General features: G+C 73.6%; 11 protein-coding genes. 2 read left to right on the top strand and 9 right to left on the bottom strand.

Annotated elements, in window-relative coordinates:
• Positions 1–16 precede the first annotated feature (16 nt).
• The gene (locus QOZ89_RS22765) at positions 17–850 is read right to left on the bottom strand and encodes a GAF and ANTAR domain-containing protein (RefSeq protein ID WP_312625074.1); all 834 of its coding nucleotides are present in this window, start codon (positions 848–850) and stop codon (positions 17–19) included.
• A gap of 178 nt (positions 851–1,028) precedes the next feature.
• Positions 1,029–2,105: a fatty acid desaturase family protein gene (locus QOZ89_RS22760; protein WP_312625072.1), complete on the bottom strand. Its 1,077-nt coding sequence runs from the start codon at positions 2,103–2,105 to the stop codon at positions 1,029–1,031.
• A 265-nt stretch (positions 2,106–2,370) separates the two neighbouring features.
• Here QOZ89_RS22760 and QOZ89_RS22755 point away from each other — a divergent pair, with 265 nt between their 5' ends.
• Positions 2,371–3,297 (top strand): transglutaminase-like domain-containing protein, encoded by a 927-nt coding sequence (locus QOZ89_RS22755; protein WP_312625070.1) that lies wholly within the window; start codon positions 2,371–2,373, stop codon positions 3,295–3,297.
• A gap of 41 nt (positions 3,298–3,338) precedes the next feature.
• Here the strand turns inward: QOZ89_RS22755 and QOZ89_RS22750 are convergent, their stop codons facing one another.
• The 6 genes from QOZ89_RS22750 to QOZ89_RS22725 form a co-directional block, all read right to left on the bottom strand.
• Positions 3,339–5,039, bottom strand: coding sequence for a phytoene desaturase family protein (locus QOZ89_RS22750; protein WP_071051614.1), 1,701 nt, complete (start codon positions 5,037–5,039; stop codon positions 3,339–3,341).
• Positions 5,036–5,809, bottom strand: coding sequence for a creatininase family protein (locus tag QOZ89_RS22745; protein WP_071051639.1), 774 nt, complete (start codon positions 5,807–5,809; stop codon positions 5,036–5,038). The genes QOZ89_RS22750 and QOZ89_RS22745 overlap by 4 nt, the downstream gene beginning before the upstream one ends.
• Before the next feature lie 203 nt (positions 5,810–6,012).
• On the bottom strand, positions 6,013–7,341 hold the full coding sequence (locus QOZ89_RS22740; RefSeq protein ID WP_083419370.1) for a serpin family protein: 1,329 nt from the start codon (positions 7,339–7,341) through the stop codon (positions 6,013–6,015).
• Positions 7,342–7,441: 100 nt separating this feature from the next.
• A complete protein-coding gene (locus QOZ89_RS22735; RefSeq protein WP_071051612.1) occupies positions 7,442–7,843 on the bottom strand; it encodes a pyridoxamine 5'-phosphate oxidase family protein in 402 nt (133 codons plus the stop codon).
• Positions 7,844–7,999: 156 nt separating this feature from the next.
• Positions 8,000–8,482, bottom strand: a complete 483-nt coding sequence (locus QOZ89_RS22730) for a hypothetical protein (protein WP_312625065.1) — start codon at positions 8,480–8,482, stop codon at positions 8,000–8,002.
• 410 nt (positions 8,483–8,892) lie between these two features.
• A complete protein-coding gene (locus QOZ89_RS22725; RefSeq protein WP_312625063.1) occupies positions 8,893–9,816 on the bottom strand; it encodes a M48 family metallopeptidase in 924 nt (307 codons plus the stop codon).
• Between the two features lie 392 nt (positions 9,817–10,208).
• On the opposite strand from QOZ89_RS22725, the gene QOZ89_RS22720 reads away from it, so the two are divergent.
• Positions 10,209–13,826, top strand: a complete 3,618-nt coding sequence (locus QOZ89_RS22720) for an NAD-glutamate dehydrogenase domain-containing protein (RefSeq protein WP_312625061.1) — start codon at positions 10,209–10,211, stop codon at positions 13,824–13,826.
• Between the two features lie 43 nt (positions 13,827–13,869).
• Here the strand turns inward: QOZ89_RS22720 and gabT are convergent, their stop codons facing one another.
• Positions 13,870–15,339 carry a 4-aminobutyrate--2-oxoglutarate transaminase gene (gabT, locus tag QOZ89_RS22715; protein ID WP_397428822.1) on the bottom strand — a complete coding sequence of 490 codons (1,470 nt, stop codon included), beginning with the start codon at positions 15,337–15,339 and terminating at the stop codon, positions 13,870–13,872.
• Between the last annotated feature and the right edge of the window lie 410 nt (positions 15,340–15,749).

The following is a 15,749-nucleotide window of genomic DNA, read 5'->3' as shown; positions in this document are numbered from 1 at the left end:
TCCCTCCCTGCCCCCATCATCGGGGCAGGTCTCCGCCGAGCCGCAGCCGGCGGGCAACAATGTCGCGGGCGGTCTCGTCGGCTATCTGACCCCGGGCACGGGCGAGCGCGCGCAGCCGCACCAGGGCCTCCTGCGCGCTCACGCCGAGCTGGGCCATGACCATCCCGGTAGCCTGGTGGATTTCGGGCCGGTACAGCGAGGCGGCCCGCGCCCGCAGCCGGGCCGCGGCCTCGCCCGCCAGATCGTCCTCAGGACCGCCCGCGAGGTCGCCCGTGATGTCGTCCAGGTCACATTCGGACGCGCCAGGCTCCGCCATGATCGCGCGCCCTTCGGCCGCGCTGTCGTCCAAGCCGCCTCCAGGCGCGCCAGGCTCCGCCATGATCGCGCGCCCTTCGGCCGGGTCGCCTGTCGCGTCGCCGGGTGGGCTGCCGGCCGGCGGGTCGAGCAGGATCAGGGCGACGGTGTCCGCGACGACCAGCGCGTCCGCCAGGGCGCCGCCGTCCAGCCCGCCGGGGCTGGCCCGGACGAGGAACAGCGTCCCCAACTCGATCGCACCGATCCGCAGCGGGAAGGCGAAGACCGCCCGGTACCCGGCGGCCAGCGTCGTGGGCGTGAACCGCCCCCAACGCTGCCCCGCCGGCCCGGCCAGATCCCCCACGAGCACCGGGCCGCCGTCCTCGGCGGCGTCGTGGCAGGGGCCCTCATCGAGGGCGAGCTGAAGATCGTCGAGCCGGCCGGCCGCCGCGTCGCTCGCGCCGCGCGCTCCCCGGCCGATGGCGCCGGCCGTCACCGAGATCGTCGCGCCGTCGACGTGCAGGACCGCCGCGACGCGAACGCACAGCCGGTCCAAGCCTGGGCCTGGGCCGGCGTCGTCCGAGGCCGCGCGCGGGCCTGTCAGGGATTGGCCCGCCGGCGAGGCCCGCGGCGTGCCGCGCGCCCGGCTCGGGTTACGTGGGCGCTCCCCGGCCGCTCGGTCGGGCGAGCCGGGCTGCCCGCGCCCGCGGTCCGGCAGCCCCGGCTCTGGCCGTTCACGCCTGGGCGGGACGACGCCGCAGCGGCTCGCCGACGGCGTGCAGGTGGACGAGAATCTCCCGGTACGAGCCCAGGGGGCTGCTCTCCCGGTAGCTGACGCCGTGCGTGTCGCAGAACTCCTTCACGATCGCCTGTGTCCGTCGCAGGTTCGGCCTCGGCAGCATCGGGAACAGGTGGTGCTCGATCTGGCGGTTCAGCCCGCCGTAGAAGATGTCGGTGATCCGGCCGCCGCGGATGTTGCGCGAGGAGAGGACCTGCCGCTGCAGGAAGTCGGTGCCGGTCTTGGAGAAGATCTGCATGCCCGTGTGGTTCGGGGCGAACGCGCAGCCCATGTACAGGCCGAACAGCGCCTGGTGGGCCGCGATGAAGACCAGGGCCTTCAGCGGCGACAGGACGAGGAAGATCGTGCCGAAGTAGGCGATGGTGTGGGCCGCGAGCAGCGCCGCCTCGGTGACCGCGGCCCGGTTCCGCCGCGCCGCCAGCTCGAGGACGCTGGCCACGTGCAGGTTCAGGCCCTCGAGCAGCACGACCGGGAAGAACAGGTATGCCTGATGACGGGTCATCCAGCGCAGGAAGCCGCGGCGGTCGTGGGCCTCGTCCGGCGAGAACACGAACGCGCCACTGCCAACGTCGGGGTCGCGACCCACGGTGTTCGGGTGCGCATGGTGCCGGCCGTGCTTGTCCATCCACCAGCCGAAGCTCAGCCCGACCAGCAGGTTTCCGTGCAGGAGGCCCACGGCCTTGTTGGACCGCCGGCCGGCGAAGATCTGCCGGTGGCCCGCGTCGTGCCCGAGAAACGCCACCTGGGTGAACATCACCGCCAGGAACGCCGCGGTGAACAGCTGCCACCACGAGTTTCCCAGCCAGGCGAAGAACAGCCAGCCGCCGCCGAGCAGCGCCCAGTTCGCCAGGATCATGAGAGCGTAGCGACCAGGACGGCGGTTCATCAGTCCAGCGCGCTTTACGCGCTGGGACAGCTCGACGTAGTCGAGACGGCCGGCCGGTACCGGCGAGCTGTCGTCAGACTGGGCCAAATCCGGAATTTTAGACGCGGCCATGGCATTAACGGTCATGGTCATCCTTCTCAGCCGACCCTACGGAATCAGCGAGTTGGAACCCAGAACAGGCGTTCGGACCAGACCGGGACGAGTACTCAGTCGCTTTCGAGCAGCCTACCGGGCGGCGGTCCGGCCAGCCGCCCGGGTCTACCGACCTGGCACAAATAGTGGACCTGGCACAATCATCAGTGGGCCGGGATCGCGGATCCCGACGCGGTGGTCGGCGCCCTGCCGGCGGTGGGCGTCCGGCGGAGGTCGCCGCCGGGGTGAGGCGGCCGGCGTGACGACGAAGACGGGAGTCCCCGACGGGACTCCACCCCCGCGAGCCGCCGCCGGCCGGGGCCGGGTGGTCAGCGCCGAGCTCGCGTTCGACGTCGAGGAGCCCGCGGACATCGCGTTGTCGATCGCCGCCGCCCGAGGACCCCGGGTACTCGTCGAACGGCTGGCCACCACGACAACGGGTGAGGCACCCCTCGTCGAGCCGACTGAACTCACCGCCCCGCACGGCGGCCGGATACACCTGCTTCATGCCCCCCGGGGCCTCCTGTCCGTGTCGTACTGGGCGGAACTCGAGCAGGCGCCCGCGGCCCCCGCGGCCTCCCCCGGCGGGGATACGGTCGCCCACAAGGACATATCCCCCGGCCTCGCCGACGCCGGCGGACTCACCATGGAACAACTGACCTACCTCTGGCCGAGCCGCTACTGCCCGTCAGATCACGTCGTCGGTTTCGCGGTCGCCGAGTTCGGCGGCCTGCCGCCAGGGCGGCCCCGGGTCGACGCCATCGCCGCCTGGATCCATCACCGCATCGGCTACGTACCCGGCTCCAGCGCCGTCCACGACTCCGCCGAGGACACGCTGCTCACCGGGCAGGGCGTCTGCCGCGACTTCGCCCACCTGGGCATCACGCTCTGCCGGGCGCTCCTGATCCCGGCCCGCTTCGCCGCCGTCTACGCGCCCGGGCTGACCCCGATGGACTTCCACGCGGTCTTCGAGGCCTGGATCGACGGCGCCTGGCGGGTCTACGACGCCACCCGCAAGGTCCCGCGGGCGAGCCTGGTGCGCATCGCGACCGGCCGGGATGCCGCCGACGCCGCCTTCGCCGACATTCTGGGGGGCATCGTCACCCTCCAGTCGATCGAGGTCACCGCGACGACGGCCGGAGACCTCCCCGTCGACGAGCACACGTCCGGCGCCCTGCTCAGCTGAGACCGCGCCGGTCCTGTGTGTGGACCTCGTGACCTCTCCGGCTACAGCGGCAGCCTGGTGCGGCCGGCCGAGGCCAGGACCGTCGCCGCGGCGTTGCGGCCGGAGGCGCCCCAGACACCGGCCCCGGGGAAGGTGGCCCCGCCCGTCAGGTAGAGGCCGGCGATCGGCGTGCGGTAGCGGGACAGCTCGCGATGGCGGCCCAGCAGGGCCGCCATGACCCCGTCGGGGAAGGACGGGACGTAGCCGCGGCGCAGGAAGAACTCACGCTCGTAGTCGGGCGGGGTCATCGCCCGCCAGTCGCGCACCGACGCGAGCACGCCCGGCCCGTCGCCGCAGATCGAGGCGAACCGCTCCAGCCAGCCCCACGGCAGCGCCGGGTCGCCCCAGCCGCCGCGCAGCGCCCACGGCGTCCACAGCACCTCAAGGCTCAGGACGTGCACGCCCGCGTCGCGTGTGGGGCCTCCCGCCGCGGGAGGCTCCGCCATCACCCCCCGCCCTTCGGCCGGCGAGGGCCGCATGGTCTCGTCCAGGACGGACGGGGTGTTGAGGAAGAACATCGGCGGATCGCTGACCAGGCCGGCCCGCAGCGCCGCCGCGGCCGCGACCTGCTGCTCGGACGTCGGGCTCACGACCGTCGTCGGCACGTGGCGCAGCGCGGCCGGCAGCACATCCTCGGGCAGCTCCAGCACGGCGCGCGGCGTCGGCGGGGCGGTGACGACCGCGTCCACCTTCGACTCGTAGCCGTCGGCCGCGGGCCTTTCCACCCAGCGTTTCCGCAGGCCCCGCGCGGCCGGCACGCCGGCGAGCCAGTCGACGAGCAGGGTGTGCGGGTCGGTGGCGTTGACGACGGCCCCGGCGGTGATCCGCCGCCCGTCACCGAGCCGCACGGCCCGGGCCCGCCCCGACACGATGTCCACCCCGGACACCCGCGCCCCGGTGACGATCCGGCCGCCGTGCGCCCGCGCACAGGCCTCCAGCGCCGCCGGCACCGCGCCGCTGCCGCCCACCGGCCGGCCCACGCCGACGAGGTGGCGGATCGCGAGCCCCAGCGCCCCGAGCCCGCTGCCGGGCGCGTCCGGCCCGAGCCCCCACACCGCAGGGCCGACGGTGTGCGTCGAGGCGATCATCCACGGCGGCAGGCCGAACGACGTGAGCACGTCGACCAGGCTTCGCCGCGGCCAGTCCAGCAGCACCCGGGAGCCGCGCAGCCTCTGCTTCGCGACGACGGTGGCGACGATCGACGGCGTCGTCGGCCGGCCGCACTGCACGGCCAGCACCAGCTTCGCCGCCGGGATCGCGACCTCCAGGTAGCGCCGGTAGGCGGCGGCGACGGCCGGGCCGATGCGGGCGAGCCCGTCGACGGTGCGCTCGATCGAGCGCCACTGGACGAACACCGGCTCGTCGGCCCAGCCGACGCCGATGACCAGCGGATCGACGTCCAGGTAGCGCAGGCCGTACGAGGCGAGGTCGAGCTCCTCGACGATGCCGCTGGCGCGGATCATCGTGTGGTCGCAGTTGCAGATGTTGACGCGGGCACCGACCGCGTCGACCGTCGACGCGCACCCGCCAGCCGTCTCCCGCGCCTCAAGGACGACGACGGACTGGCCGGCGCGCGCCAGGTACGCCGCGCACGCCAGCCCGTTGTGCCCGCCGCCGATGACGACGACGTCGGCGTGCGCCGGTAGCTCGTCCGAGGCGGGCCCGGCCAGCGGCTGGGCCGCCGTGGACAGGCCGGCCGTCACCGGGCGTGCCTCGGGTCGAAGCGGGCGATCTCGCGCAGCGACGCGGACGCGGTCTCGACCATCGCCTCGTAGCGCTCCTTGCCGTGCTCGGCGGTGGCGCCGACCGGGTCGCCGAGCGTGCCGTTCGTCCCGAAGTCGTCGGACAGCCAGCCGAATGAGACCGGGCGGCCCCAGCCGACCCGCTCGAACCCGGCCAGGTGCTCGGGCACGCTGCGCTCGGCGAGGTCCATCCGGACGAGGTCCGGGCGCAGGTGCAGCATCAGCGACGTCTCCTCGATCCCGGCGTGGATGCCCATGCCCAGCTCGGACGCGGGCGCCGTCCCGCCGTGATCCGGCGGCAGCGATGGGTGCATGACGAAGGTCCGCAGCCCGTGCGCGAGCCGGATGTCGCGGCTCGCGACCTGCAACAGCGCGCTGTTGCCGCCGTGGCCGTTGAGGAACACCAGCCGCTCGACGGGCGTCGTCGCGAGGCAGCGGCCCAGGTCGTCGAGCGTCGCCAGCACCGTCGTAGCCGACAGCCACATCGTCCCCGCCGACCAGGCGTGCTCGTTGGACTTGCTGTAGGCCAGCGTCGGCAGCAGCAGCAGGTCGATCTCGTCTCCGTGGGCCGCGACCACGTCGCGCGCGAGCGTGTCGGCGACGACCAGGTCCGTCGACAGCGGCAGGTGCGGCCCGTGCTGCTCCACCGACCCGATCGGCAGGACGGCCACCGCCCCCGGCGACAGGTCCGCGATCTCGGGAGCCCGCAGGTCGGCGAAGATCCTGGTCATGATGCCTCCAGACGCGAAAGCGTTGCCCGGGGAGCCGGCGGCCGGCCAGACGCACGGATCATCCGGGGCGGCCACACCCCTCTCCTCGCATGTTGACCTGGCGAACACTCTGGCCAGCCGTCATGACAGCCTCGTCAGGACGAAATTTCGGCATCGCTAACTTCCTGAGGCCAGCCGGGCGCCGGCCACGGTGGCGGCGCGGGTCAGGCGGCGGTCGGGTCGACGACGCGGCCGACGAACAGCGGGGTGGCCGTCGCCCGGTCGTGGACGACGAACAGGAACGGGCGGTCGACCGTCAGCCGGACCTCGGTCAGGATCGCCGACACCGCCATGGCCACGGCGGTCGCGGCCGCGGCCTCGGTGCCCTGCTCGTCGACCGCGATGAACGCCTCGTGCACCACCTTGTCGATGTGCAGCTTCTCGGCCCGCGTCATCCCGCTGAAGTCGGCGTCGCCGCCGAAGGCGGTCGGCATGCCGAGCGCCGCCAGCGGGTCGCCGAGGCCGGCGTGGGTGCGAAACGTCCAGCGCGGCAGCTCCAGCTCCACCGCGGTCGGCTGGAAACCGGTGAGCAGGCCACGTAGCGCCGTCTCGTCGAGCGCGGCCTCGATCGCGTCGAGTCGGCCCGGGTCCGGCAGCACGACCGCCATGGCCAGCTCGCCGCCGGCGTAGGGGATGTCGACGGCCCGCCAGCCCGGCCCGGTCGCGTACCCGGCCTGGGCCAGGGTCAGGCTCATCAGCCGCGCCTGGACGGCCGAGCCGTCGGGACGGGTGAACGGCGCCGGCCGCGCGTCCCCGAACGGGATCTGCCATGGGGCGCGCAGGTACAGCGCATTGACCAGCACCAGCCGGGTGGAGGCGTCCAGATCGGTGGGCGAGAGCAGCGTGGGGATCCGGTCGTGGGTCTGCTTCGCGGTCCAGTCGTTGATCGCCCTCGTCGCGCCCGCCGCGTCCGCCCCGAAGTCGATGGTCCGCATGCCCGCCCCGTAGTAGCGCGCCAGGGTCTCCAGGAACGGCGCCTCCCAGGGCGTCTGCCGCTGGCCCCACAACGAGTTCGCCACGTCGACGAGAATCTCGATCGTCGACCCGTCTGCCAGCGTCCGCTTGCCGGCCCGGCTCTCCACCGCCAGCGTCAGCGCGTTCAGCCCAGCCGGCAACGCGTCGGGCCCGCTCCCCAGCGCGGAGGCGTGCAGCACCGCGTCCATCTCGGAGGCGGTGCGGCCGGCGGCGCCGGCGCGGGTCATCCCGAGCGCGACCGCCACCGAGTACGGCGAGCACACCAGGTTTCCGGCGTTCGCCGCCGCCATCCGCCGGTACAGGTCGCCGCTGAGCCCCCGGACCGCGGTGGCGGCGCCGGCGAGCGCGCCCGTGTCCGCCGTGGCGCGGGCGACGTTCTGCGCCGCCACCGCCGCGCCGCCACCGTTCCCGCCGCGATCCCCCGGGCCCGCCGCGTCGCCGCACCCGCCGACCAGGGCGCCCGCTCCCAGGCCCGCCGTACCCAGGACGGCCGCTCGCAGTAACTCACGTCGCCGCATCACGCCCCCTCCGACGCACCCCCGGCCGCCCTGGTTCCCTTCCGCGACGTCCTACCCGCGAGGGCGGTGAAGGTGGCCGGTGCGTGGCGGGGCGAGCGGCTCAGCCGAGGACGACGACGCGGGTCGGCCGGAAGGTCACGGCGACGCGGGGCTCGAGGCCAGGGGCGCCGAACTGCTCCAGCGTCCTGCCGTAGGTGGCGAGCATGGTGACCAGGAAGGACTTGTCCGTGTCATCCTCGATGATCGCCTTCGCGCGGATCTCCGCCGTGTGATGCGGGTTCGACGGGGAGATCGCGAAGATGGTGGCCGTCGGGCGCGCCGTCAGGTTCTTGTACTTGTGGCGGTTCTTCGACAGCGAGGTCCGCACGACACCGTCCTCGCCCACCAGGCCCCAGATCGCCGTCGTCTGGATTGAGCCGTCCGCGTTCAGCGTGCTGAGCATGAACGTGGAGCTCGTGAACAGATCTCGGTGCGTCTCCGGGACGGCAAGAGTGTCAGCCATCTTCCCAGTCTTGCCGGACCCCGCCCGGCTCCACGGAGGACCCGTCGTTCCCCGACTACCCAGGTGACGATCGTCCGCTCCGGGTGCCGGGCGAACAGTGCGCGGCGGGGCGCGGGGCGGCGGAGGCATCCGGCGCCCAGAACCCTCTCCCAGCTCTCAGGGCATCTCGTTTGTCTGGGCGGTGCGCAGCTCGTCGAAGGCGTGTGCCAGCTCGGCGGGCAGTCGGGAACCCAGGCGGACGAGCAGGTAATCGACGACGAGGGCGCAGGCGATCGGCAGGGCGTCCGGGTCGAGGCTCGGCTTCGGCGCGTCGTCCGGCGGGCGGATGGACAGCGCGCCGGCGAGCACGACGACGACCGCATATGGCTCGACGCCCGTCAGCCAGGGCGACGCGCGGCGGACGACCTCGTCGAACAGCCCGCGGATGTCGTCGGCGTCGACACCGTCGGGGTAGGCCCGCTCGACCAGCCTCAGCGTCAGCCGGTGCAGCACCTCCCGTGCCACCGCCTCGTCACAGGTCCGCAGCTGGTTGCACGCCGCCCGCAACGCGGCCGCGTCGCGCCGCCCCGCCGCGTCGACCACGGCCGTGACCGCCCGGGCCAGCACCCGCCCCTCCGGGGGCAGCCCGGTCATGGTCATCGGTGTCGCCCCGCGCGTCGCATGCGGCCATACTCGCCCATCCCGCCGGCCCATCCCGCTCGCCCGGCCGGTGAGGTCGCTCCGCGCGGGCGCCCGTCAGGGCGATGGCACCGGCCCAGGCGCACCCGCCGTACCGCCGCACGCGGCCACGGACGACGAGCGAGAAGCTGCCCGAGGGAAAAGTCGTTACCGGTGAGCGGGGCGGCACCGACGATCCCACCAGATCATGGCCCGGCTCATGATCTGGTGGCATTTTCGGGGTCCTGGCTCCAAAATGCCACCAGATCACCGCCGGCCTCCAGCACCACCCGCCACCAGCGTCGCCCGCCACCAGCGCTACCAGCTACCAGCCACCAGCCACCAGCGATCTTCCCTCGCCCTACGTGGCCGGCCCAGGCTGGTCCTGATCGCTAGTACCGGCCGTCAGGACCGGTGGTGGGCTGGGCGGGGACGGTGGCCGCCGCGTACCGGGCGACGATGTCACCGGGCTCGCCGCTGGCGATCCACTCCTGGAAGCGGCGGGCACGCTCGACGACGAGCGGATGGCCGCTGCCGACGCGCAGCTGGAAACGGTGGAGCCGGGAGATCTTGCTCTCGGCCGCGAGGACGTCCAGATGCTGGGCCTGTTCGAGGAACGCGGCTGTGCCCATCTCGTCGGACCGGACGCCACCGGCGAGCTTCATCATCATCCCGACGCAGGCGTCGAGGTCCTGGGTGGCCAGCATCGCGGCGCGGTCGGCGGTGAACTCCGACGCGCGGTCCCAGCTCTTCAGCGCCGCGCCGATACCCAGCCCGACGGCGACCGTCATCGGGTTCACGCGCCGCATCCCCGCGGTCGCCGCGCCACCGAACACCCGCGCCATCGTCTTGTAGAGAACGTGGCCGCACTTGATGTGCCCGGCCTCGTGGCTGAGGACGCCGAGGAGCTCGTCCTCGGACATGAGGTCGATCAGCTCGGTGAACAGCACGATGTAGGGGTGGTTGTGCCCCGATGTGTAGGCGTTCGGGGGCCCCTGGCGGACGTAGAGCTCGGGCTCGCGGATGTCGAGGACCGCGCAGGCCTCGCGCAGCAGGCCATGGACGCGGGGCAGCTGCCGGGGCCCGACGCGCACGCCCGACGCGGTGTGCTCGACGTACTCGATCCGTTCGACGCCCCACTCGATGAACCTCGCGACCGCCTTGTCGAACCCCGGGACCCTCTTGAGGTTGTTGGTGGCCTGCCGGTCGAGCGGGTGGCGGAAGAGGTCCACGTCGAGCCCGGTGAGGCGTACCCGGGCCTTCCGGACCGCGTCGGAGCCTGTACCCGCTGACCTGGTGAAGCTGGGCTGGTCCATTGCTGCCCCTGTTCCTGGCATGAGCCGGCCGCTCGCCGCAGTCACGTGCCGCTCAAGGCCCGCGGGACGGCATGCACACTGTTTCGCCGTGGCACTGGGTGCGGCCCCGGTGGCAGGAGGCTACTTCAGACCGCGCGTGTCCGGCGATGGCTACGCAAGTCCCGACCTGTCGCCCGGGCGTCACCGCACATGTGGCTGGCCACCCTGTCAGGACGACACGATCTCGGCGCGAGTTCTAGCGTCAGGTAGGACGTGGACAACCACCGACGCGATATCGGGCCGTCGGGACCGAGCCCTCGGGACCGGTCCCCGGAACTCGGCGCTCGGGACCGGGCGCTCGGACCGGGTCGTCCGGGCAGGGCCGTCAGGACTATGGAGAAGCCGGTGAGGCCGTGAGTGCAGGTGGCGCGGGGACGGACGGCCCCGAGGCGGGGGCAGGAAACGGTGGTCAGGCACGGGTGGTGGGGCCGTCCGGCGCGCCGGCGGCCGCCGCCCCTGAGATGACGTTCAGCGACGGCGCCGGCGGGACGACGCGGTGCGCGCTGACCTGGCCGGTGGCGACGGGACGGCCACCGCTCGCGGCCGTCGTCGACGTGTTCACCCGCCTCGGCGTCGAGGTCGTCGACCACGACCGGCCGCCGGCCGTCTCCGACGGGTCCAGGACATCCGAGCGGGACGAGTACCTGCTGCGGCTGCCGGAGCCGTCGGGCACAGTGTCCGCGGACGCGGCGGTACGGGCGGCGTTGGGGCAGCTGTTCGCCGCGGTGTGGACGGGGCAGGCTGAGCTGGACGGGTTCACCCGGCTGGCGCTGAGCGCGGGGGTCCCGTGGCGCGAGGTGAACGTCATCCGGGCGGCCTGGCGGTTCCTGCACCAGACCGGCGTCGGCCTGTCGCACGGCTACGCCGCGCGGACAGTGCTGGCGAACCCCGCGTTCGCCCACGGGCTGCTCGACTACTTCCGGGCCCGCTTCGACCCGGACCACGCCGGCCCGGACCGCCCGGACCGCCCGGACCGCCGCGGCCCGGACAACCGGGCGGCCGGTGCCGCGCGGGCGTCCGCCAGGCTGGAGGCGCTGCTCGCCGCCGTCGCCAGTCTCGACGAGGACAGGATCCTGCGCGGGCTGCGCGACGTGCTCGCCGCGGTGATCCGTACCAACCACTACCAGCGCGACGTGGCCGGGCGGCCGAAGCCGGCGTTGGCACTGAAGATCGCCTCGTCCCGGCTCGGGTTTCTGCCAGCGCCGCGCCCCTGGGTCGAGGTGTTCGTGACCTCGCCGACCGTCGAGGGCGTGCACATGCGCGGCGGGCGGGTGGCCCGTGGCGGCCTGCGGTTCTCCGACCGGCCCGAGGACTACCGCACCGAGGTGCACGGCCTCTACCGCGCGCAGGTCACCAAGAACGTCGTCATCGTCCCCGACGGTGCCAAGGGCGCCTTCGTCCTGCACGAGCCGACCCTGGCCGCCGGTGTCCATGGCGGTGCTGGGGCCGGGGCCGGGGCTGGTACCGGCGACGCGAGCGGGGCCGGTACCGGGGCGGGAGGCGGGCGTCCGAGCCAGGACAGGGTGCGGGCCGCGTACCGGACGTTCGTCTCGGCCCTGCTGGACGTCACCGACAACCTGGCCGGCGGCAAGCCGGTCGGCCCGGAGCGCACCGTCTGCTACGACGATCCGGACACGTACCTGGTCGTGGCGGCCGACAAGGGCACCGCCACCTTCTCCGACCTGGCCAACGAGATCGCCGCCGAGTACGGCTACTGGCTGGGCGACGCGTTCGCCTCCGGCGGGTCGGCCGGCTATGACCACAAGGCGATGGGGATCACCGCCCGGGGTGCCTGGGAGTCGGCCCGCCAGCACCTGCGCGAGCTCGGCGTCGACGCCGACCGCGATCCCTTCACGGTCGTCGGTATCGGCGACATGTCGGGCGACGTCTTCGGCAACGGGATGCTGCGGTCACGCTCGATGCGTCTGATCGGCGCCTTCGACCACCGGCACGTCTTCCTCGACCCGGATCCCGACCCGGCGGCCTCGTTCGCCGAGCGGCAGCGGCTCTACGACCTGCCCGGCTCGTCGTGGGCGGACTACGACCCCAAGATCCTCTCAACCGGCGGCGGGGTCTTCCGTCGCGACGCCCGCAGCGTCGAGCTCTCGGCCAGGGCCCGAGAGGTTCTCGGCCTCCCCCCCGCGGCCGCCCCCGCCAGCGACGGCGCCTCGGTCGACACCGACACCGACACCGACACCGACACCGGCGACGGCGACAGCGACAGCGTCGGGATGTCGCCGGTCGAGCTGATCCAGGCGCTGCTGCGCGCTCCCGTCGACCTGCTCTACAACGGCGGCATCGGTACCTACGTCAAGGCCAGCACCGAGAGCCACGACGACGCCGCCGACCACGCGAACGACGCGGTCCGCGTCGACGCCGACGAGCTGCGCGCCCGGGTCGTCGTCGAGGGCGGCAACCTCGGCGTCACCCAGGCCGCCCGCGTCGAGCTCGCCCACCTCGGAGGAAAGATCAACACCGACTTCCTCGACAACTCCGCCGGTGTCGACACGTCCGACCGCGAGGTCAACCTGAAGATCCTTCTCGCCGGCGCCGTCGACGAGGGTGAGCTGACCCGCGAGGGCCGCGACGAGCTGCTGCGCTCGCTCACGGACGACGTCGCCACCGCCGTCCTCGACGACAGCGCCCAGCAGGCGGTCGCGGTGAGCCTGGCGGCGACCTACGCGCCGTACTTCCTGGACCGCCACATCCGGCTGCTGCGCAATCTGGAGGTCCGCTCCGGCCTGGTCCGGTCGCTGGACCACCTGCCGTCGGAGGTCCGGCTGGAGGAGCTGCGGGGGGCGCGTTCCGGGCTCACCCGCCCGGAGCTCGCCGTGCTGCAGGCCAAGGCGAAGATACTCGTGCGTCAGGAGCTGCTGGATTCGACGCTGCCGGACACGCCCGCGCTCGACCTGGTCGCCCAGCACTACTTCCCGCCCGCGGTGCGGGAGCGCTTCGCGGGGCGGATCAGCGCGCACCCGCTGGTCCGCGAGATCATCGCGACCCGGCTGGCGAACGAGCTGGTCAACCGGCTGGGGCCCGGCTTCGTCTTCCGGCTCGAGGAGCAGACCGGCGTGACCAGCGCCGACGCCGCCCGCGCGTACGCGGCGGCGGCCGTGCTGTTCGGCCTCGACGGGCTGTGGGCGGCACTCGACCGGCGCGGCGACGCGATGGAAGCGGCGGCCGAGCTGGCCGGCCGCCGCGCGGCCCGCGAGTTCCACGAGCTCGCGAGCGAGTGGCTGCTACGCCACGCCCGCGGCCGGGCGGGCACGACGGCCGTCACCGAGCGGCTGCGCGGGCCCGCCGCGGACCTCGCCGCCTCGTTCGGCGTAACCGGCGCGGGCGCGGGCGGGGACCTGACCGGGACGATCTCGGGGCTCGGCGCGCTCGGCACCGCGCTCGACCTGCTGGTCGCCTCGCCGGTGCCGGCGCCGGCGGCCGTCGAGGACGCCGCCGCGGTGCACGTGGTACTCGGCCGCTGGCTCGGCCTCGCCGGCCTGCATGGCCGGCTGGTCGACGTCGCCGCCGACTCGCACTGGACGCTTGCCGCCAAGGCGGCGCTGCGGGCCCGGCTCACCGAGCTGTGGGCGACCCTCGACTGGCTCGTCCTCGCCGCGGCCCGCGCCGACGCCCCGATCTCACCCGGGACCCGGGAGCCGACCAGCACCGGCGGGGATGCCCACGCCTACCTGGCCGACGGTCCGCGGGTACTCACCTCCCGCTGGCTCGTCCAGCGCGCCGAGGCCGTGGGCCCGTTCACCGCCGTCCTCGCCGAGCTCGCCGGCGAGCCACCGTCCGGTGAGCCCCGCCCCCGTTCCGCCCGCCGGGCAGGCTTCCAGCCCACCGACCTGCGGGTCGGCACCGGCCCTCTCGACGTCGCCGCGGCCACGGTCGCCATCCGCGAGCTGCGCCTGCTCGTCGAACGCGTCCAGTTCACCGACAGCGGCCTGGGGCCCCACGTCCGCAACCGCTAGCGCCCGAGGTCGCCGGGGGCTGTCACGGGTCCGCCCGGGGCTGTCAGAGGGCAAGGGAGCCGAGGGCCTCGGTGAGGACGGTGATGCCGTCGTCGAGGAGGTCGTCGCCGATCGCGAGCGGGGGCAGCAGGCGCAGGACGTTGCCGTCGGTGCCGCAGGTGAGGACGACGACGCCCTGTTCGTGGCAGCGGCGGGCGACACGGCCGGTGGCGGCGGCGTCCGGCTGGCTGGTGGCGGGGTCGACGATCTCGACGGCGAGCATGGCACCACGGCCGCGGACGTCGCCGATGGCCGGGATTCGCCCGGCGACGGTGCGCAGGCGGGGCAGCACCCGCTCGCCGATCGCGCGGGCCCGGTCGACGAGGCCGTCGCGCTCGATGGTCTCGATGGCGCCGAGGGCGGCGGCGCACGCCAGCGGGTTGCCGCCGTAGGTGCCGCCGAGGCCGCCGGGGTGGGCGGATTCCATGATCTCGACACGGCCGGTGACGGCCGACAGCGGCAGGCCGCCGGCCATGCCCTTGGCGGTGGCGACGAGGTCGGGGACGACGCCCTCGTGCTCGCAGGCGAACATCGAGCCGGTGCGGGCGAAACCGGTCTGCACCTCGTCGGCGACGAACACAGCGCCGTTAGCGCGCGACCAGTCCGCGAGCGCCAGCAGGAAGCCCTCGGCCGGGACGATAAACCCGCCCTCGCCCTGGATCGGCTCGATAAGGACGGCGGCGACATTGGCGGCGCCGACCTGGCTCTCGATGATCCCGATCGCGCGGGCGGCGGCCTCGGGGCCGGTCAGGCCGTCGCGGAACGGGTAGGACAGCGGCACCCGGTAGATCTCGGGCGCGAACGGGCCGAAGCCGTTCTTGTAGGGCTGGTTCTTGGCGGTCAGCGCCATCGTCAGGTTGGTGCGCCCGTGGTAGGCGTGGTCGAAGACGATGACGGCCTGGCGGCGGGTGTGGATCCGGGCAATCTTGACGGCGTTCTCGACGGCTTCGGCCCCGGAGTTGAACAGCGCCGAGCGCTTGTCGTGGTCGCCCGGGGTGAGGCGGGCCAGCTGCTCGCAGACCGCGACGTAGCCCTCATACGGCGTGATCATGAAGCAGGTATGGGTGAACGCCTGAACCTGCGCGATCACGTTGTCGACGACCCGTGGGGCGCTGTTGCCGACGGTGGTGACGGCGATCCCGGAGCCGAGGTCGATCAGCGCGTTCCCGTCGACGTCGACCAGGATCCCGCCGCCCGCCGCGGTGACGAAGACCGGAAGGGCGATCGACACACCCCGCGCGACGGCCGCGTCACGGCGCGCCAGCAGCTCCCGCGACCGCGGCCCCGGCAGCTCGGTGACCAGCTGCCGCCGCTGCGGCAGCCCCGGCCCGCCGGCCGAAACCGCTCCGGCCGCGACAGCGTCGCCAGAATGCGCCGATCCGCCCACTTCCCGATTCGGGGCTGAGCCGATGGGGGCGGAAGGGCCGGCGGTCGTCGTCATGTCCCAACGGTAGGCCGCCCCAGGCCTCGCCACCCGGTCCCGCCGCAAACCCCGGCGCCCAGGCGCTCCCTCCAGGCGAGACGGCGAGGCGACTCCCGCCGGGCCGTCCACGGCCCGAGATCGGCCATGCGCGGATGTGTGGCACTTGGGCCTGTTCATAGGCAGGCTCAGCCAACACAGTTCGATCCCCCGGTGGGCATGTGTGTTGGATTGGCGTGTCTATAGGCAGGCTCAGATGCCACGGTCCGGGGCTGACACCGGGCCCCGGCGAACGGACACTCCCGGGACGGGCCCGGGGCGTGATGTCGGCCGAGGAAAAACACGCCGACCCGGTTCCGCTGGCCCGGCAGCGGCCGACTCAGCCGCACACGGCCGACCACTCCAGGTAACCGAAAGGCCCCGGACCGACGAGTCGTGGTCGGCCCGGGGCCAGGAGCCTGGAG

Source organism: Pseudofrankia coriaricola, assembly GCF_032027725.1.
Classification (GTDB): domain Bacteria; phylum Actinomycetota; class Actinomycetes; order Frankiales; family Frankiaceae; genus Pseudofrankia.
This window is presented reverse-complemented; position numbering and strand designations above follow the sequence as displayed.

Coding starts and splice junctions, on each gene's coding strand:
- QOZ89_RS22730 (WP_312625065.1), bottom strand. CDS start 8,482: ATGACCATGACCGGGCTGCCCCCGGAGGGGCGGGTGCTGGCCCGGGCG.
- QOZ89_RS22735 (WP_071051612.1), bottom strand. CDS start 7,843: ATGGCTGACACTCTTGCCGTCCCGGAGACGCACCGAGATCTGTTCACG.
- QOZ89_RS22745 (WP_071051639.1), bottom strand. CDS start 5,809: ATGACCAGGATCTTCGCCGACCTGCGGGCTCCCGAGATCGCGGACCTG.
- QOZ89_RS22760 (WP_312625072.1), bottom strand. CDS start 2,105: ATGACCGTTAATGCCATGGCCGCGTCTAAAATTCCGGATTTGGCCCAG.
- QOZ89_RS22740 (WP_083419370.1), bottom strand. CDS start 7,341: ATGCGGCGACGTGAGTTACTGCGAGCGGCCGTCCTGGGTACGGCGGGC.
- QOZ89_RS22725 (WP_312625063.1), bottom strand. CDS start 9,816: ATGGACCAGCCCAGCTTCACCAGGTCAGCGGGTACAGGCTCCGACGCG.